This is a genomic window from Halorussus halophilus (genome assembly GCF_008831545.1).
GTDB lineage: Archaea > Halobacteriota > Halobacteria > Halobacteriales > Haladaptataceae > Halorussus > Halorussus halophilus.
The window spans coordinates 2,686,336-2,703,572 of sequence record NZ_CP044523.1; the positions used below are offsets into that span (position 1 = coordinate 2,686,336).

Annotated in this window: 16 protein-coding genes and 2 pseudogenes; 3 read left to right on the forward strand and 15 right to left on the reverse strand. The window is 56.3% G+C overall.

All coding sequences use genetic code 11. From position 1 onward, the window contains the following. Positions 1-1,942: 1,942 nt before the first annotated feature. From F7R90_RS13350 to F7R90_RS13410, 13 genes and pseudogenes are all read right to left on the reverse strand, one after another. Positions 1,943-2,182 (reverse strand): HalOD1 output domain-containing protein, encoded by a 240-nt coding sequence (locus F7R90_RS13350; protein WP_158057915.1) that lies wholly within the window; start codon positions 2,180-2,182, stop codon positions 1,943-1,945. A 61-nt stretch (positions 2,183-2,243) separates the two neighbouring features. Continuing rightward, entirely contained in the window at positions 2,244-2,534 is a 291-nt protein-coding gene (locus tag F7R90_RS13355) for a DUF7344 domain-containing protein (RefSeq protein ID WP_158057916.1), read from the reverse strand. A gap of 219 nt (positions 2,535-2,753) precedes the next feature. Further along, positions 2,754-3,278, reverse strand: a complete 525-nt coding sequence (locus F7R90_RS13360) for an Lrp/AsnC family transcriptional regulator (protein WP_158057917.1) — start codon at positions 3,276-3,278, stop codon at positions 2,754-2,756. 569 nt (positions 3,279-3,847) lie between these two features. Then, complete coding sequence (locus F7R90_RS22835; RefSeq protein WP_158057918.1) at positions 3,848-4,087, reverse strand: HalOD1 output domain-containing protein; 240 nt, start codon at positions 4,085-4,087, stop codon at positions 3,848-3,850. Between the two features lie 51 nt (positions 4,088-4,138). After that, positions 4,139-4,432, reverse strand: a complete 294-nt coding sequence (locus F7R90_RS13370; RefSeq protein ID WP_158057919.1) for a transcriptional regulator — start codon at positions 4,430-4,432, stop codon at positions 4,139-4,141. A 124-nt stretch (positions 4,433-4,556) separates the two neighbouring features. Continuing rightward, positions 4,557-5,216 (reverse strand): helix-turn-helix domain-containing protein, encoded by a 660-nt coding sequence (locus F7R90_RS13375; RefSeq protein WP_158057920.1) that lies wholly within the window; start codon positions 5,214-5,216, stop codon positions 4,557-4,559. Between the two features lie 197 nt (positions 5,217-5,413). Next, a pseudogene (locus tag F7R90_RS13380) lies at positions 5,414-6,133 on the reverse strand (IS5 family transposase); the annotation flags it as partial. A gap of 14 nt (positions 6,134-6,147) precedes the next feature. Then, positions 6,148-7,437, reverse strand: a complete 1,290-nt coding sequence (locus F7R90_RS13385) for an RNA-guided endonuclease InsQ/TnpB family protein (protein ID WP_158057921.1) — start codon at positions 7,435-7,437, stop codon at positions 6,148-6,150. Between the two features lie 129 nt (positions 7,438-7,566). Continuing rightward, a pseudogene (locus F7R90_RS13390) lies at positions 7,567-7,698 on the reverse strand (IS5/IS1182 family transposase); the annotation flags it as partial. A 694-nt stretch (positions 7,699-8,392) separates the two neighbouring features. Further along, positions 8,393-9,511 carry an LAGLIDADG family homing endonuclease gene (locus tag F7R90_RS13395; RefSeq protein ID WP_192498313.1) on the reverse strand — a complete coding sequence of 373 codons (1,119 nt, stop codon included), beginning with the start codon at positions 9,509-9,511 and terminating at the stop codon, positions 8,393-8,395. 256 nt (positions 9,512-9,767) lie between these two features. Next, entirely contained in the window at positions 9,768-10,373 is a 606-nt protein-coding gene (locus F7R90_RS13400; protein WP_158057923.1) for a hypothetical protein, read from the reverse strand. Positions 10,374-10,610: 237 nt separating this feature from the next. Beyond that, positions 10,611-10,994 (reverse strand): DoxX family protein, encoded by a 384-nt coding sequence (locus F7R90_RS13405; protein WP_158057924.1) that lies wholly within the window; start codon positions 10,992-10,994, stop codon positions 10,611-10,613. Beyond that, positions 10,991-12,037 carry a WD40/YVTN/BNR-like repeat-containing protein gene (locus F7R90_RS13410; protein WP_158057925.1) on the reverse strand — a complete coding sequence of 349 codons (1,047 nt, stop codon included), beginning with the start codon at positions 12,035-12,037 and terminating at the stop codon, positions 10,991-10,993. The genes F7R90_RS13405 and F7R90_RS13410 overlap by 4 nt, the downstream gene beginning before the upstream one ends. A 129-nt stretch (positions 12,038-12,166) precedes the next feature. Between F7R90_RS13410 and F7R90_RS13415 the strand changes: the two genes are divergently transcribed. Beyond that, positions 12,167-13,174, forward strand: a complete 1,008-nt coding sequence (locus tag F7R90_RS13415) for a TatD family hydrolase (protein WP_158057926.1) — start codon at positions 12,167-12,169, stop codon at positions 13,172-13,174. Between the two features lie 29 nt (positions 13,175-13,203). Here F7R90_RS13415 and F7R90_RS13420 read toward each other — a convergent pair whose 3' ends face one another. Both F7R90_RS13420 and F7R90_RS13425 read right to left on the reverse strand, forming a co-directional pair. Then, positions 13,204-14,091: a fumarylacetoacetate hydrolase family protein gene (locus F7R90_RS13420; RefSeq protein WP_158057927.1), complete on the reverse strand. Its 888-nt coding sequence runs from the start codon at positions 14,089-14,091 to the stop codon at positions 13,204-13,206. Positions 14,092-14,124: 33 nt separating this feature from the next. Next, positions 14,125-15,486, reverse strand: coding sequence for an amidohydrolase family protein (locus F7R90_RS13425; RefSeq protein WP_158057928.1), 1,362 nt, complete (start codon positions 15,484-15,486; stop codon positions 14,125-14,127). Positions 15,487-15,588: 102 nt separating this feature from the next. On the opposite strand from F7R90_RS13425, the gene F7R90_RS13430 reads away from it, so the two are divergent. Continuing rightward, on the forward strand, positions 15,589-16,203 hold the full coding sequence (locus F7R90_RS13430) for a TetR/AcrR family transcriptional regulator (protein WP_158057929.1): 615 nt from the start codon (positions 15,589-15,591) through the stop codon (positions 16,201-16,203). A 629-nt stretch (positions 16,204-16,832) separates the two neighbouring features. After that, complete coding sequence (locus tag F7R90_RS13435) at positions 16,833-17,120, forward strand: hypothetical protein (protein ID WP_158057930.1); 288 nt, start codon at positions 16,833-16,835, stop codon at positions 17,118-17,120. The last annotated feature ends 117 nt before the right edge of the window (positions 17,121-17,237 follow it).

A 17,237-nucleotide genomic window follows, 5' to 3' on the forward strand; every position in this document is an offset into this window, starting at 1 on the left:
ACCGATTGTCGAAACCTGTTCGACGATTCACTGACGGACGACTCTAACGTATCCGAAGTTGCCGTAACGTCCCCACTGAGCAAAATCGCTCCTGAGAGTCCTGATTTTAACAAGACGGAGCGCCGAGTCAGTCGGTCTGCGGACTCGCTCGATTCACTTTCTCGAAACTTGTCGTCTCGACCCGTCGAATCCGGTCGAAACGATTCGTCCCCAGTTTTCGAGGCACCACCGGACATACCACCAGAGTGCTTTGTACGATTACTTAGTTATCCACCCGCTTCCGAGAACATTTAGAAAATCGACAACACCTCCTCGGTTATTGAGCGACGAAATACCGGGTTTCTATCCATCCGATCACAATACGTAGATTATCGACCTAATTCTGCGGAGGCACGCAACGGTCAGTTTGTACCTCTCATGGACCTTGCGACCACGGTCATCTCCGCCGTACCGCGCTCGGTCAGCCAGCACGGTCGCGGGAGGGGTGGCGGAGGTTATCACAACGTAGTGGTTCTACGTACATGAGACCCGGTTAGATTCGATAAGAGATACTGGAAGGTCTTGTTTCGAAGATACGCTTATTCGGGTGTAATTCTGGCTGTCGGAGCGTCGTTGGAAATAGTTCACACTCACTTTCTCGTCCCAGAAATCAGGCGATGTGATAATCACGTACTCTGGGACAGTATTATACCGTAGTGAGACGTTGTGTCGCGCCGAGTGTGAGTCAAGGTCACCAATTGTGACGCCACAGAGTTGTGTCCCATTGCTTGTATACAACTTAATTTTCACGTTTTTGAAAGTATCCTGCTCGGGTGCTCCTCCTCCGATAGCAATCCGACCATCCATCTGAAAGGTGCCATCCGACGACGTAGGTACACCCATATAGGCGACCTCAACTTCTTCACCCGCCGGGTAGGTTGCACATCCTGTGACCAGAGTAATGAGTAGTAAGCCACAGACGGTATGCTTGAAGAGTGGATGCATTTTAGTTCTATCATTCAATATTATGGTGGTTCGTCGGGGAATTTCTCGCTGGGACTGTGCCTCGAGTAGTCCTTGTAGCGACTGCCATCACCGGGACGTTCGTACCCACTTACGTACACCTCCGTATTCGATTGCCAGAAATCGGGCGATTCGATGACGACGTAAGCGGGAATAGTGTCCAAAGTGAGATTGATTTGCTGTTTCTGTGGTGGTCCGTGCGTCGAAAGTTCTCCAATTCGGATACGTCGAATCACGTGTTTCTGTTCGTTATAGAGCACTACAGACACGTTCTCGAGCGTCGTATCTGGGGCAGCACCGATTCCGACCGAAACGTTTCCATCCATGAGGAACTGGCCATTCTGGGTTTCAATATCGCCAGAAAAGTACACATCGTGATGGTTTGCGGATGTCACGCAACCGGTGAAAAAAGTGGCCAATATCAGCATAAGTACTGTCAAAGGACGAGATAATGGCAGTGATGGATTTTTGAGCATAGAATAGGTGGTTCCATTGCTGCAATCAGTGGTTGTTCAATAATCGACACCAGTGATACTATTAGTTATCTTTACTATCTATAATAAATTTTGTCACTTTGTCCCTTACCTATCAACATTCAACTGACTTCTCCACCCATGAATCTGATTCTTTAGGCCTTGTTGAAATCCTCAATCAGCGACAGGTTTCAGCGGGAGTGCTGAATACAGCGCGCGAGTCGGTCACGAGGTGAGTCATACAAATCACCTCTTTTTGAAATTTACAGACAGGGCAATGACGCCGAGAATCGACTACTCGACGACGAGGGCGCTGTAACCGATATAGCCCGTGTGGAGATTGTAGGGGAACAGAACCTCGCGGTCGCCCAGGCTCGTCTGATTGGCGACATTAACTGACGGGTAGCCCGACGACGAACTCCGACCCGACGAATCGTCTCTCGGTCGTTACCCGTAGTGAGGTACGGCTATTCTTCGAGGGTTACGTCGCCGTCTGCGGTGACAGTGACACTGTATCCGCAGTAGGTGAACGTCACTGTCCCGTCCGCTGGGTTCCCGCTGGCGAACAGAGAATCCAACGAGTCGGGGTCAATCACGTCGAGTAGCCTTTCGGGCAGTTCAGTGGGAGCAACGTCCATCCGTTTGGCAACAGCTTCAATCACGGCAGTACTCAATTTCTGTGACGATGTGGGTGACGACGGACTCATGTGTAGATAGAGGTGCGACTGCGCTTGTAACGGTGACGAAGGCTATCGTCCGCTACGTTGCTCACTCCGGACTGTTGGACGCCAAAAATTCGAGTAGGGGGCGAATCTCATGGAACTGCGGCCCCTTGACGACTTCATTGGCGTCCTTGTCCCACGCGATGTAGCCGTAGTCTTCGAGTTTCGGTAGGTGGACGTGGTACATTTCGGTCTGCGCCCGTTGCGCGGCGTCGGTCAGTACCGACTCACCTGTGGATGATTCGACTCCCGCGTCCTGCGGATTCGATGCGAGAAGGTTGAGCAAGAGTGTTCGTCGGCGTTCGTTTGCGAGTGCCGTGAAGGCGTTGTCGTTCATGGTTGTGGTGAGAGGCCACCGAGAGGGGCCGTCGACTCCGATGGTTACATCTTTCGTTTTCTGATAGAACCACCACACGGATAACGATGTTGTGAACGCAGACCGACGAATTCGGTTTTCCACAGAGAGTGATTGCCTGAACTGTGCCTTCTCAATTCCCGGGTGTGCCTTACGGAATGATTGGGCCATATTCTGTGCTTTCCCGAAATGAGTTTGCGTTCACTCTGTGGGGGACTCGTCGTCTTCGTCCGGGCCGTTTGCGTGCGCGCTCGTCTCGTCCGTCCCCTGTAAAAAGAAGTGGTTGAACGGTTGGACGTGCCGCCGCCTCATCATCTCGGAACTCTCGATTTCGATGCCGATGTCGTGGATCGCGTCGGTGATTCGGGTAATGTCACTCGTGCTTGTCCCGACCACGTCGACGTGGACATTCCGTCGGCCAGTCAGCATTTCACGAACGTCAATTACGCCCTGAATCCCCCGAATCTGCTCCGAGTACTCTTTCAGTTCCTTTGGCGGCGCAGAGATTACGAACGTGATTTGCAACGGCAGGTTGGCTTGTTCGTAATCTATCTCCGGGTGGTAGCCTTTGATGATACCGTCGTCTTCGAGTTGGTCGATTCGGTTGCGGACAGTACTGGCGGAGACACCTGCCGTGTCTGCGATTTCCTGTGCGGTCGTGTTCCGGGCGTCCCGCTGAAGCAGGTACAGGATACTCCGGTCAACGTCGTCCAAGTCACGTCCCATGTGAAGGGGTACAGTGTGAGTCTATTAACGTATTTTCCCGGTACTGGCTCAGTGCAGGCCTCCGACAGCGAAGAGAGATATACCAGTGGAGAGTTTCATGCGCACCAACGGTGTACACATCACGTTCAGAAACTTCAACGTGAATAAAACGTGGTCGCTGTGACCGACGTACCTCTATATTCAACACGCAACATCTGTCAGGTCCAAATAATTTAAACAGATCCTCATGGCCTTGTTGAAATCTTCAAACGATGATAGGTTTCAGCACCCGCGCTGAATAGAGGAGGAAGCGTCGGTCACGTGACTTTCCGGCACTCGGTGTTACGTACAGAGGTGTACTCAGCAGGACTCAGTGATCGAAGTTCAACTTCACCGTTGGCCAACTGTTAGAATGGGCTTGTGACCCTCCCAGTTGTTTCAGACGACGGCGAGAATGAGATACCGAGATTGCCAGTGCGAAGACGTGGCTGCGTGACGAAGGCGAGACGGACGACGGCATCGAGGGCGTGTGTGGCGTATGGGGCGGGTGTCCGTCTCGGGGGAGTGTCGTAGCGCCGGATGACCCGCTATTATTCGAGACTCACGTCGCCGTTTGCGGTGACAGTGACTGTGTAGTCGCAGTACGTGAACGTCACAGTGCCGTCTGTCGGGGTTTTGTTTGCGAACAACGAATCTAATGAGCCGGGGTCGACCACGTCGTATAGTTTCTCGGGCAATTCAGTGGGGTGAACATCCATCTTCGTGGCGACAGTCTCGATTACGGCGTGACTCCACGCATTGGCTGATGAAGTGGGTGATGACGGACTCATGTATAGTATGGGTATGCGACTACGCGTACGAAAGCAATCACCTCTTCGTCGTCACTCCGCGTCGTCGGAGGCGATACATTCGAGCAATGGCCGAATCTCGTCGAACTGCGGCCCTTTGACGATTTGATCTGTCTCTTCGTTCCACTCGATGTAGCCGTGGTCTTCGAGTTTTGGCAAGTGGATGTGAAACATTTCGATCTGCTCTCGTTGCTCGGCGTCGGTCAGCACTGAGTGTCCTGTAGGGGATTCAAACCCTGCGTCCTGCGGGTTCGATTCGAGGAGGGCGAGCAAGAGCGTACGGCGCTGTTCGTGCGCGAGTGCCTCGAAGTCGAGATCTGCATTCATTATAATCACACAAGGTACCAGGGGCAATCAGGCTGCCTTTTTCGCACACAAACCGTCCTTACTGCCTTTTTCGCACACAAACCGTCCTTACTGCCTTTTTCGCACACAAACCGTTTTTACGTACTCACTCGGGGTTGACTGTGTGGCCCGAGAGCGCGTCCCCGAGGACTGCCTTGATCCCTCCACGGAGGCGGGAGCCGACGGCCTGCTGTGAGATGCCGAGTTCCTCGCCGAGGGCTTCCAACGTGACCTCGCGGGGAGACTCGAAGTACCCCCGGTCGTAGGCAAGCACCAGCGCCTCTAGCTGGGTGTCAGTGAGGATGACTTCGATCGCCGTCTCAACCGGGGTGAGTGCGGTTAGTGACGTCAGCGTGATCGGGATATCCAGCTCTCGACAGCGCCGTTGAAATTCTACGATGTCACGTCGCTCATCACCGCGGACATCGAACGTCCACTGTTTGTTTGTACCGATAGCCTCGATCAGTGGAATCGATGTCTCTGCCAGTACGGTTAGCACGTCATCGTACTCCAGCGTCCATTCGACGCGTAACAGGTACTCGTCCTCGACAGAGTCGACGAGCCGGATCCCCTGCACGCCGGGGTGTTCAGTGAACGCGCTCTCGATGTCAGCGACTTCGGTTCCCCGCACCCAGAAGTAGGGAATCACCACGTTCTGTGCGGGGACGAGTCGTTCCAGCGTGACAGTCACGTCCGGCAGTTGCTTGAACACTGTCCCCAGCGGGAACTGGTCTGACGGAACCGTGAACGTCGCTTCAGTAACCATTGTCTGTCCCATGGGCTTCCAGCTGTAAAGGCCTGCTACTGATTGGCACGCGTTCTCGTCCACCGTTCGCGGACGCATCATCTCTCGGCCCCGTATTCGGTACATGGTCCACCCCGGCCCAACCAGTGGGTTCACCGATACGGGATCCGACGTCGGTACCAGCACCCGTTCTATTCAGCAGTCCGCTCCTCGCAGAATCACAGACGCTCGTACTCATCGCGTGAAATTGCGAGGGCGCGTTCCACGTTGTGAACAACGCATTTGATGACGAGCTCACGGAACTGCTTCCACCAGCGTCGTGACCGGACGAAGGCACCGTACTTGCGTTTGAGCCGAGAGTTTACCGTCTCATTCTGACTACGCTGCCCGTAGAGATTGGCGTCGATCCGAGCGTTCCACGCCTTGTGGAGCGACGAAAACGTGCGGTGTGTAATGAGCGGACGAACATCCTGCTCGTGGGCAAGCGTTCGAATCTTCTGGTCGTCGTACCCTTTATCTCCGAGGAGAACAACTACTTCGTCGGTATTTCGCTTGATGAGCGACGGTGCGATTTGCGAGTCGTGTTTCCGTGTCGTCGTCACGTGTACGTCGATAATCGCGTTCGCTCTCGTGTCTACGAGAAGCGTGACTTTCAACTGCTGAATCGTCAATTTCGTTCGCTTCGTGTAGTGTGTTGAGGCATGACTGCGGTCGAACCCGGAGGCGTCGATCCCGACGATACCGTTGGTCGGGAGAAGCGTAACGGAGAGGTTGAGGAGAACCCGCCAGACAGCCATATTGAGCCGGTTGAACGCGTTACACAACGTCGAAGGAGAGGGGAGTTCTTCAAGATCGATGGCACGTCGAATCCGAGGCATCTCGATGAGTTCGTCGAGAAGCATCCGATACGTCGTGTTCTTCCGGACTTTGAGGCAGAGTGAACTACCCCGGCCTACTCAGCCGTGACGGCGGCTTCGTTGAGGCCGGGGCTTCCCTTCCTCTCGGTCGGGCTTCCTGCTTCAACGACGGCGCTTGCAGACACCGACTCCCGATGAGTCGCGTCCACAGCGGCACCGGTCTCCAGCAGGCGTTGTACTTCGGGCTGTCCCAGCCCTAGCTTCCGCAATCCGCGTTCCAGCACGTTGAGTGCGGCGTTCCAGTCACGCTCCAGTAGAAAGCCACAGGATGGGCAACTGTGTTCCCGCACCCAGAGCGGCTTGTCGGTCTTCACGCCGCACTCATGGCACTGTTTCGTCGTGTTCTCCGGGTCGACCTGTTTGACGTGACACCCGTGCAGGTCGGCTTTGTACTGCAAGAGCGTGATGAATTGCCGCCAGGCGGCATCCTGCTTGTTTCGGGCGTTCTGGCTATCCTCGAGCAGCGGCTTCACGTCCAAATCCTCGACGAAGACGGCGTCGTACTCGGTAACCAGCCATGTCGTGAGCTTGTGCTGGAAGTCCAGGACTTTCCGCCGGATTCGGCGCTTGATGGACGCGACCCGGCGGCGTTGTTCCTCCCAGTTCTCGCTGCCCTGCTCGCGCCGCGACAGGGTTCGCTGCGCTTTCCGTAGGTGTCCGTACTCGGCTTCCACGTCCAGTTTCCCGACGGAGAGGCCGTCGCTCGTGTGAATGTAGTTGAGAATGCCGAGGTCGACGCCCACACACTCACCTGCTTCCAACTCGTCAATCGGCGGCTTCTCCGGCAGGTCGGCGTCGTCGACTTCGAGGGCGAAGGAGACGAACCACTCGCCGGTGTATTCGTGCTTGACCGTCACCTCTTTGATCACTGCTTCGTCGGGAATGTCGCGGTGGTAGCGGATCGGGATGTCGCCAATTTTCGTGAGCCACAACGTAGCCGTCTGGCCACTCGTGTTTTTGAGTTCGAAGCCAGACTGCGAATACGTCATACTGCGGTACTCTCGTGGCGGCTTCCATCGCAACTTCCCGACGTTGTACCCGGCGGCTTTCCGGTCAGAAAGGTTGCCGAGGTTGTCGTAGAACCGCGTGACGGTGCGTTGGAGGGCCTTCGAGTGAACCTCGCTGAACACTGGGAACCGGTCCTTCCACTCGGTCAACCGCTTATGGTGCTTGTACGCGCTGCCGATCGTGTCAGTGTCACTGGGCAGGTTCTCGTATTCGTAGCGGGTGTGGTTGTAGGCCTGACGATGGATGTCGATGTGGCGGGTGAGTGCCGCCGCTACCTCCTCGTTCGGACGGGCGCGGAAGCGGTGCGTGTATTCCATCGCCGTGCCGTGATTAGGTGGTCGGTAGAAACATAATTGTTTGCACGAGGGACGGCGCTGTATCCCCTCCCTACTCGCTCACCGACGGTTCGCTCGTTGAGGAAGGGACCTTAGCGCCTACTTTTCAGGTAAAACGATGTGTTGGTGGAGTGTGTACCGTCGTTTCGAGAACTTCGAAGCGTATCGAGCGGTTGTTCGACGAGCAAAGTGATACGCCTGCTCAATGAACCGGAGCAACCGAGACTTCGGGAGGGCCTGCATTCGGTCAAACTACTGCTCGGTCCTGTAACTCTCTGAGGATTTCAACAGAGCCATTCTTTATTATAGACGCGCTTATCAAGATACGCATTCTCTTCGCAGGTAGATTCGTCTGCTTTGGGGATGATACTCGTTGGGAACTTAGAACACGAAAGTGTAATCTGGACTTCTGTTTGACCAGTCTCAACGGACATATTCCCTACGAACTTGCGACAAACAACGGTGTCGTCTTTCGAACGACCAACAATTGTGACGTTGTGGAAGCCACGTCCTGTATTATCTCGTGCCCTGACAGTGGTCTCCACAAGCCACTTTGCTCCTTTCTTGGTCACTTGGACATCTGTAAAGTCAATTGTGCGACTTTCGGGGAAGTCGCCTTGACATCCACTAAGCAGAACTATCGAAGACGACGTGCAGATTCGGAGCGTCTGTCGCCTTGATATTCTCTTCATTGGTAATTCCTATAGATAGAATATATTTGAGTTCTTATATTGGTTGGTGAGGCGGGAGAAAGGACGGTGACTCCAGCGGTGATGGCTCTCGACTGGAGGGAGAGCATAACTGCAGATCCTTCCTATGAGGGGACCATATGATATGTCGGGAGAAACCGAGAGAGGCATACAGAAGACAGAATTCGAGCTTCGTGCTTCTCGAAGTTTGGGGGACTCTGCGAACAGTTCGTCCGACTCATATTGAGTTAACTGACACCACTGACACCGACCCACTGGTACTTCCCGTTCCGGCCAGCTATCACAGTACAATAATCCGCTACAGTAAGCCGATACAGATCCCCTTCAGCCCGTACGCTCTGAACGTGCTTCGTAGAGTTGAACCCATCCTTGGTCGTTCGAACATAGATCTGCCATACTCCCCGGCGCCGAGAATACCGTGGTTTGATTCCGAGTTCGAGACACAGCCGAAGTACGTCGTTTGCAAGCTGTGTGCTTGCGGTATAGTACGTCTGGCGGTCGTTCCCATCCCCGCAGAGTAGAACGTCGAGAAGCAGTCGTTGTTGGTCTTCGTGAAGATCCCAGACGAACTGTGGAAGCCGTTTGTTGTGACTGCCACGTCCACAGAGGGCTTCGAACAGGCGACCGAATACCTTCGAACTGAACCCCGAATAACTCTCGTTACTGTAGCTGAGTAGTCCCATGCGCTCCAGTAGGTCTCGGATAGACTGGCGATATCGGTCGTCGTTCTGTGCGAGTTTGACTTGTGCGGTGTCACTGCTCTTCGACCAGTGCACAGACCCCTCGGTGACGAACCAGCCGAGGAACTGGATGAAGTCATCCCCATCGAAGCGATAGGGTCGTCGATGATGGTTCGGGCCGTGGCGTATCGTCACGTCCTCTGCGATAGCTTCGATCTCGGTCTGGTACTGTTTGAACGTCTCCGCGTCGAAGTGATAGCCAGTGTGACCGTTGTTCCGAACTGGTTCGCAGCCGTCTGGGAGGGCTGCTCGTACCGTATGTCCGTGCTCCTCGAAGGAGGCGGAAATCTCGTAGTCGTCTACGAAGTCTGTGATGTCCACCGTATCGAGACGACGACCGGGGCGTCGTCGCCAGTCGTTGATGAACTTGTAGTAGGCTCGTTCGTGGAGGCTGTCAGCCCGCTTGAATCGCACCTCAGTATTTGCTTTCGTACAGTAGGGGATACGATGGTCTGGTGCTACTCGAAGGTCTGCGCGCTTCGTTTCGAGTGCGACGAGTTCGCCGTCGAATGGGACGCGCTCTATCTTCGTGACCAGCTTCAGTTTGATGAGTTTCGTTGTCGGGTCAAGCGCGTACACGAGTGTTCCAACGGTGAGGTCACCCACTCCGACTGGACCCTCCGCCGTGAAGATATTCGTATCTGCGCTGAATCCACCGTTCGAAAGGTTGAGAGCCTCAGGTCCTGATTCAGGGAAGGGAGGGTTCGTTCTAACTAACTCGACTTGTTCTGTGTTGGATTCCATGCGGCCCACCCCTGGGTGGCCGCAATATAAATGAGGTAGCTCTGTCGAGATGCTCTAACGATGACACTTTGTAGGCAGCGTGCTGAAAAGAGAGCGCGTATCTTGCAGACGCTTTCGATTACGCCTTCGCTTTATCGAATGCCCATAGTGCCATATCGATCTCCCGTGAGGAGAGTCCCCTTTCCGCAGCGAGTTCCCGAATGTGAGTTATATAATATTCATATGTCTCTGCTTTCGTGAGGTACGTCCGAAAGTGCTCCAAAAATTCGGCATATGTAGTGTATTCTTCAGGGGTTGCTATCTCGGGTTTCGCAGCTGCAAGCCCTCGAAATGCGCGATAGTCAATAATTGCGTGTTCGGTCGGGCGACCTACTGTAAGTACGGTTGAGGCAAGTGGAACCCCAACCCCCAAGAGTCGAGTTAAACTCTCAATTGCTTCGAGATCATCAGATGCCTGTAGGGCAACCCGGCTTCGTCGTTCTACCTCAGACGTTTCGTTCTGGGTTATATTTGAGTCGTTTCTCTTCCCCTGAAGCTTCCATTGGCTGATTTTCTGCAACTCAGTAACTGAGATTTCCTCGCGGGACTGAATCGCTGCTGATATTGAACCAAATAGCGGATCGGCGTCTTTCCTCCAACGGCCAGATTCATCTAAGTACTCAATCGGCTTGTCCTCCCACTGCTCCTCGAATTCGTTCACCCATTTTGGAAAATCGATTCCCATGAGATACCCTACTATTCTCAATGACTAAGTAGCGGGGATGTACTGAGTACATCCACTGTATTGGTCAATTATCTGCTGACAGAGGTCGGACAGTCGGCGAATTCGTGGTTGGATACAAAACACGGATTCGGTAGGACACCCCTTTTGCGGAGTCAAGGAGAGTGTGAACTACAATTGGGGAGTTATCACCCACAGGCGAAAACTATGTGTCAGTAACCAGTCGCCTAATCTACCGCTCTACTGACTCGTATCTTGGTCCGCTTCGTGGAGCAGAACGATAGCACAGCCGGTCAGCGCCACGTTCTTGCAGAAATTAATCTTATTGTTGTTCCGTTCGGCGCCTTCCATCTCCCAGAGGCTGTGGATGACGGGAGTGGTACTCAGGAAGAACACTACCAGCGCACCCGCCGAGGCCCGGGGGTACCTCCAGGCTAGGATCCCAAGGTTCGCGACCAGCAACATCCCGGTAGCGAACGGGACCGCGACCTCGGGGATTGGAACGCCACTCTCCCGGGCAATCTCGACACGCTTCTCGTTGCTGCGGAAGCCGTCGACCGCCATATACAGCAGTGTTCCCGCGAAGAGGAACCGCCCGAGTCTAGACGGCGCCGCCCCGCTCATGGCTCCAGCGATTTAATGCGGCTGACGTTTGAGGCGACATGACCGACGGTCTCGTATTCGCCGTTGTCGGTTCGCTTGGCGACGCGTCCTTCCACGTCGTCACGGGTATCCGGAACGTCGAACAGGCCAGACCCACAGAGGACCTCTCCGTCGTGGATCGTCCAGGTCTCGACGACCTCGTGGGGCTCGCCGGGGTAGGAAGCCCGCTCCCAGTCGCGGCCGAAGTTCGTCGACTCGAACAGCGCGCTCTCATGTTCGTCATTGACCCAGGCCGGTGGGGCCTCCTCGCCACCGGAAAAGATGACCGTCCCGTCGTGAATGAACACTCGGCGGATGTACGAGAAGTCGTTGCCGCGGTCGACCCTCTCCCAAGAGTCCCCACCGTCGACCGTTCGCCAGAGGCCTCCTTCCCCAACTGCGTGACCCATCCCGAGGTTTTCCAGGTTGTGGTCAAGGTACCCTGTCGTCGCCAACCAAACGTCCTCTGAGATAGGCAGAACCTGATGGATGTCGTCGACGATGGTGTCCCGACGGTCCGTCCAGGTCTGGCCACCGTCGTGACTGATATGGATGCCACCTGCCTCGACGCCGGCGATCAGGTCATCCGGCCGTCCTGGGATCTGCTCCAAGGCTCTGAGCCGGGCGTAGTGAGGATCGATTGGAGACTCCCAGTGGCCACGGGAGGGCAGCTCACGGAAGCCCTTCAATTCGGCCCAGGTCTCGCCGTCGTCGACCGATCGGTAGATGTAGGGATCATTCGTCCCCGCGTACCAAGCCTCCGGGGTCACGAGAATCGACCACACCTCGCTTTGACCGGCGTGCCAGAAGCGGTCGCCCAGCGGAACGCCCAGGTCAGTCCAGGACTTTCCGTCGGTCGACCGATAGGCACCCTCCGAGGACGCCACGAAGACGCCCTCAGCAGCGTCGAAGGTCTTCACCGCGGTCACCACGCCACAGTCCAGCACTTGCTCGGGTTCCCCCTTCTCGAAGGGAACCGAGTCGACATGGAATAGGCCGTCGTCGGTTCCGATGAGCAACGACATACGTGAGATGTGTTTTCGATACACAATAAGGTTTTACCAAGCTGTAAACGATAAGTGGACGCCGGCCGAAGCGAGGGTTGACAGCGACGAGGCCGGAAACCTAGCCTATCCCGGAGCGCAGATGGACCCATGGATCCGAACTCGACCTATCCAACCGCACGACCGACGGACGCATCGTATCTCCAAGAAGAGTCGGACCTACCGACTGACCTGCTGAACCTTCCTTGGATCGACGGGCACAACCACGCTCAGACCCTCTCGTGGGACGACCGCGAGCGCTACGCCCTCTCCGGCTGTGCCGGGATGGTGATGGTAGCCTCGGGCTATCACTGGACGCCCTACAAACCCGTCCAGGCCGCGGACGTGCGGTTCCTCTGGGACGATGCCATCAACCGCCGGGCGGCCATCGAGCGCAACCACTTCTTCCAGGCTCGCCTGGGACTAGGGGTCCATACCGGTGTCCGCATCGAGAACCCCGACGATCTGCTGGAGGCGATGCACGAGTACTTGGCCCTCGAAGAGGTCGTTGCCGTCGGCGAGACTGGCGTCACGCCGAGCCAGCACGTCGCCACCTGGGACTTGGGCGAACAGCGCGCTGTCGTCGGCGCACAGATGGAACTGGCTGCCGACCACGATCTGCCGGTCATACTCCACACGCCAAACACCGGAACCGAGTCCAAGCGCGAGTACCGCGAAGACGTTGAGACACCGGGCTACGAGAAGAACTACGGACTGGGAACTGACCCGGTCATCGACGCGGAGAACCCCGCGCTAGAAGCGGTGAAGATCGACATAGCCGAGGCTCGAGATGCGGGTCTGGCCGACGAGCAGGTGGTTGCCTCCCACGCGGACTCCAACAACACCAAATACCTGATGGAGGAGACCGACGCCTACCTGAGTTACACGATTGGCCACTCCTGGCTGGTCGGGGTCGACGCCGCGGACGTCGCCAACGCCATCGACGAGTATGGTCCCGAACGGATCATGGTCGACACCGACTGCGCGAACGTTCTGCGGACCGACCCCTACGCCCTCAAGCGGGCCCTCCTCGAACTCTACCGGTACGGCATCGAACCTGACGCGATCCGCCAAGTAGTCTGGGAGAACCCGAAAACAGTCTACGGTTTCGACGGGTAGGCGGCCGGATTAGGACCGCCAACCGTGAATCAGTCGAAGGCGCAGTCGTTCGTAATCTCACCCAACTCCTCGACGCCAATGGTGACCTCGTCGCCCTCCTCAAGCAGTACTGGCGGGTCGCGGTAGACGCCCACGCCCGGCGGTGTCCCGGTGAAGATGAGGTCACCGGGTTCTAGGGTGAACGCCTGGCTACAGAACGATACCAGTTCGCCGATGTCAAAGATGAGGTGCTCCGTCGAGGAATCCTGGAGGCGCTCGCCGTTGACCTCCGCGTAGATGTCCAAGTCGTGTGGGTCTTCGACCTCGTCAATCGAGACCAGTTCGGGCCCGGTGGGGGCGAAGCCGTCTAAGCTCTTGCCGCGAACCCACTGGCCGTCGCCGTGCTGGAGGTCCCTGGCGGAGACATCGTTGCCGACCATGAAGCCAGCCACGTGGTCCATTGCTTCACTCTCCTCAACGCGTCGGGCCTGTTCCCCGACGACGGCGACTAACTCTGCCTCGTAGTCAACCTTTTCAGTCAGGCTAGGGTCCCATTCGATGGTATCCTCAGGGCCGGCGACCGTTGTCGGGAACTTCGAGAACAAGACCGGAGTGTCCGGAATTTCGTTGTCACCTTCCTCAGCGTGGTCGCGGTAGTTCAGCCCGACACAGACCACCTTCCGTGGGTTCGTGACCGGAGCGTGACGAGAAACGTCGCCGGCGTCGTAGATTCCTACGCCCGTCTCCTCGGCGTAGGCGACCGCGAGGTCGGCTTTCTCACGCCAGGCGTACGAGGCCAGGAGATCAGTCATCGAGTCGGGGAGACCCAGGCCTGACGCTTGGCCGGCTTCGGGAAGGCTCACAATCGTGTCGTCGTCGGTCCGGACGCCCGTCCAGGGAGCTGAATCGTCTGTGGTAGTGTAGGTTCCAAGTCTCATATTGTGGATGGAATTGAGGGTGGTTCAGGGACGCTACAGGTCGATGCCGGCTTCCTCGATGAGGCGCTCGCCGGACTCGACGAACCGATCGAACTCCTCGTCGACGAGGTCGTTCAGCAGTTCACCGTCGCGGACGCGGAACTCGCCGTCGACCAGGACGGTGTCGATGTGGGACTGGTCAGCCTGGAAGACCGCGGTCTGGACCGGCGAATGCGACGGCGCCGTCATGAAGTCGTTCGTGTCTATCATGACGATGTCGGCGCGCTTGCCAGGAGTGAGCGTCCCGATCTCGTCTTCCATACCCAGCGCCTTCGCGCCCTCGATCGTCGCCATCTCGAGAGTTTTCTGAGCACTGAGTTCGGTCTCCATGACCTCCTCGCCCGCCTCAAGTAGGTCCTGATTCTCCAGCATCCGGTGTACCTGCAGGCCGATGCGCATCTGGCTACCCATGTCGCCGGAGACGTTCGAACAGACGTCGACGCCCCAGGCTACGCGGCCGCCAGCGTCGAGCACCTTCCCGGTGACGGGGATGCCGTGACCCATCTGCATCTCGACCTCGGGGGTCGACGAGAAGGTGGCGCCTTGGTCGACGGCGTGCTGGATATCCTCCTGAGAGAAGTGGTTCGCGTGGGCGATGTTCACGTCCGGGCCGAGCATATCCTCGATGGCCCCGAATCCCTGGTAGTCTGGGTTGTACTCCGAGGAGGTCCACTGAGCGGCGCCCATGTGGATGGTGGCGATGACGCCCAGGTCACGCGCCAGTTCCAAGTCGCTGCGGGCGATTTCATCGGTGCAGAAATCCGGCCCTCGGAGCCCGATCGCTAGGCTGAGCAGGTCGTGGTTGCGGATCTCCTCGTTGTAGAGCTCACGGATGTTCTGCTCGGGGAGGCCGACGTCGCTGTCGTACCACCACTTCGGTGCGTCGTCGCCCGGCGGGCCGTAGGTGTACACCGCGCGCAGTCCAGCGTCCTTCAGCGCGTCGATGGCCCGTTCGCCGTGTTCGAGCGAGTTAGGGTACGACCAGTCCAGGGCCGTGGTCGTCCCAGTATAGAGCTTCTCCAGCGCACCGAAGAGGCCGCCGAGGTACATGTCTTCGGGCTGGTAGATGCCGGTGATATTGCCGAGCATGTGCTCAAAGTATTCACCCATGAGTGACCAGTCTCCAGCGATGCCCCTGACCTGAGTTTGTGCGAGATGAATGTGCGAGTCGACGAAGCCCGGGACCACCACGTGGTCGCTGGCGTCGACGACATCCGCGTCGCCCGCCGTGTCCGAGAGGTCCTGGCCGATGTCGACGATCTCGCCATCTTCGATGAGAATGTCCCCGTTTTCGAGATTCCCGACATCCTCGTCCAGAGAGACGATGTCTCCGTTCTGGATCATCTTCCTTGCCATGTGCACTCACACCATTGTAACCAGTTGGTAAAAAATTACCGTGCGGTAAAACGCCTGTTCGAGGAAAAAGCGATAAATGCCCTGCTCACGCGATTCTCCAGTATGAGCAAATCGGGGACGGGAGACGTGCCGCCGGACACACGGGAGGAGATAATGGAGGCGACCTTCCGAGCCCTGAGCAAGCACGGCTACTCCAATCTGCGAATGCGCGATATCGGCGAAGAGATGGAGATGACCCGCCAGGTCATCCACTACCACTACGACGGCAAGTACGATCTGATGTCGCACTTCCTCGAGTACATCATCGAGCAGTACGAGGGGAGCGTGGAGATCGACGGCGACGCCCCGCCCAGGGAGGAACTCGACGTCCGCATCCACCGGTGTCTATTCGGACCTGAGTTCGAAGATTTCAGCCACTGGGACCGCATGAAGGTCTACCACGAGCTATTCACCCACGCCCAGAACGACGAGCGTCATCGCGAAATCTTCAACGAACACTACGGCCGCATCCGGGGGAGTATTACAGAGGTCGTCGAGGACGGCATCGAACAGGGCGTCTTCCGCGACGTCGACGCCGAGCGGATGGGGCAGATGATCACCGACCTCATTCATGCCGCCCGTGGCCGCAAGCTTTCGCTTGACCAGGAGGATGCTCCCGAACAGACCTGGCGCTCCATCGACGAGTTCATATTGGACTCCCTAGTCCGGGAGGAGTGAGATTTCCCTCGTCTGGCGTGACTGGAATGAAACCTTGTCTCGATAACCACGGAAATATTAAAGGAAATCTAATTAGCAGATCTGTATGAACACTGTACCGATGTCTTCGGGGGCATTATTCTGAATATAGAGGGTGTATTCAGCAGTCAGGAGTTCTATCCTTTCTCGTTGAGGTAAAACTCCTCGGGATAAAACACGTTAGCGGAACTCAGGTTAACATGAAGAGCATCTTCAAAAGGGTCTGTGTCGCTAAGACTGAAACTCAGCAGATATTCGCCACCTCAATTCCCCGGAAGTTCCATCTCTTTTCGCCTGTCTCCAGAACCTGACGTTCGAATCTTTGTCCGTACCACCTCAAGGGGTTGTTTTCGTCTATTTACCCCTCGGTTTTATAGGTGAACCGATCTACTTCTTCCACTTTTCTGATAGCCTTCTCTCCAGAAGCGATCACTCTTTCCGACATAACTCTATATATCAACAAGATGCAATTAAAGTAGGGTGAATCGCCGTTCCCGCTTAATAGACAGTTGGGGGATGCTCAACACCTGAACGAATTCACCCGATATACTAACATCCCTTGTGGGTAACCACCCGCAACGTTGAATGGGCCACTCTGTGAAACTTGGGGCATGACGACCGTCTGGGAGGTCGCGAGTGAAGCAGAAATGGGGGACCGCATCAAGTGGATTGGGGAGGATGCTGACGTTAAGAATCCAGAGGCTTCGACCGTTACCCGCATGCTCCGCGAAGATGGGATGATAACCGTTGAGGCGGAGGGCCCCGGAGGAGTCGATGTTTGCTTTTGGGTGAAAGAAGATGGCACCTCGAAAGTCCTCCACCAAGGCGACGAGCAGGGCCCCGTGGATGCGGTGGAACTACTTGACAAGAATATCGGAACGAGACGTTTCTCAGACTAATCGATACTGATACGCACGCTGTATTCAGCCTACCAGTCTTGTCACACTCTAAGAGGTTCAACAGAGCCACCGAGGTAGCGAGAAGCGGGACAGAATTTGGCAGTACGGAAGAAGGTG

Bases quoted from the DNA above. Each gene is read 5' to 3' on its own strand.
- F7R90_RS13425 (WP_158057928.1), bottom strand. From the start codon at position 15,486: ATGGCAAGGAAGATGATCCAGAACGGAGACATCGTCTCTCTGGACGAG.
- F7R90_RS13405 (WP_158057924.1), bottom strand. From the start codon at position 10,994: ATGAGCGGGGCGGCGCCGTCTAGACTCGGGCGGTTCCTCTTCGCGGGA.
- F7R90_RS22835 (WP_158057918.1), bottom strand. From the start codon at position 4,087: ATGAGTCCGTCATCACCCACTTCATCAGCCAATGCGTGGAGTCACGCC.
- F7R90_RS13410 (WP_158057925.1), bottom strand. From the start codon at position 12,037: ATGTCGTTGCTCATCGGAACCGACGACGGCCTATTCCATGTCGACTCG.
- F7R90_RS13430 (WP_158057929.1), top strand. From the start codon at position 15,589: ATGAGCAAATCGGGGACGGGAGACGTGCCGCCGGACACACGGGAGGAG.
- F7R90_RS13375 (WP_158057920.1), bottom strand. From the start codon at position 5,216: ATGGTTACTGAAGCGACGTTCACGGTTCCGTCAGACCAGTTCCCGCTG.
- F7R90_RS13350 (WP_158057915.1), bottom strand. From the start codon at position 2,182: ATGAGTCCGTCGTCACCCACATCGTCACAGAAATTGAGTACTGCCGTG.
- F7R90_RS13360 (WP_158057917.1), bottom strand. From the start codon at position 3,278: ATGGGACGTGACTTGGACGACGTTGACCGGAGTATCCTGTACCTGCTT.
- F7R90_RS13415 (WP_158057926.1), top strand. From the start codon at position 12,167: ATGGATCCGAACTCGACCTATCCAACCGCACGACCGACGGACGCATCG.
- F7R90_RS13370 (WP_158057919.1), bottom strand. From the start codon at position 4,432: ATGAATGCAGATCTCGACTTCGAGGCACTCGCGCACGAACAGCGCCGT.
- F7R90_RS13420 (WP_158057927.1), bottom strand. From the start codon at position 14,091: ATGAGACTTGGAACCTACACTACCACAGACGATTCAGCTCCCTGGACG.
- F7R90_RS13385 (WP_158057921.1), bottom strand. From the start codon at position 7,437: ATGGAATACACGCACCGCTTCCGCGCCCGTCCGAACGAGGAGGTAGCG.
- F7R90_RS13435 (WP_158057930.1), top strand. From the start codon at position 16,833: ATGACGACCGTCTGGGAGGTCGCGAGTGAAGCAGAAATGGGGGACCGC.
- F7R90_RS13400 (WP_158057923.1), bottom strand. From the start codon at position 10,373: ATGGGAATCGATTTTCCAAAATGGGTGAACGAATTCGAGGAGCAGTGG.
- F7R90_RS13355 (WP_158057916.1), bottom strand. From the start codon at position 2,534: ATGAACGACAACGCCTTCACGGCACTCGCAAACGAACGCCGACGAACA.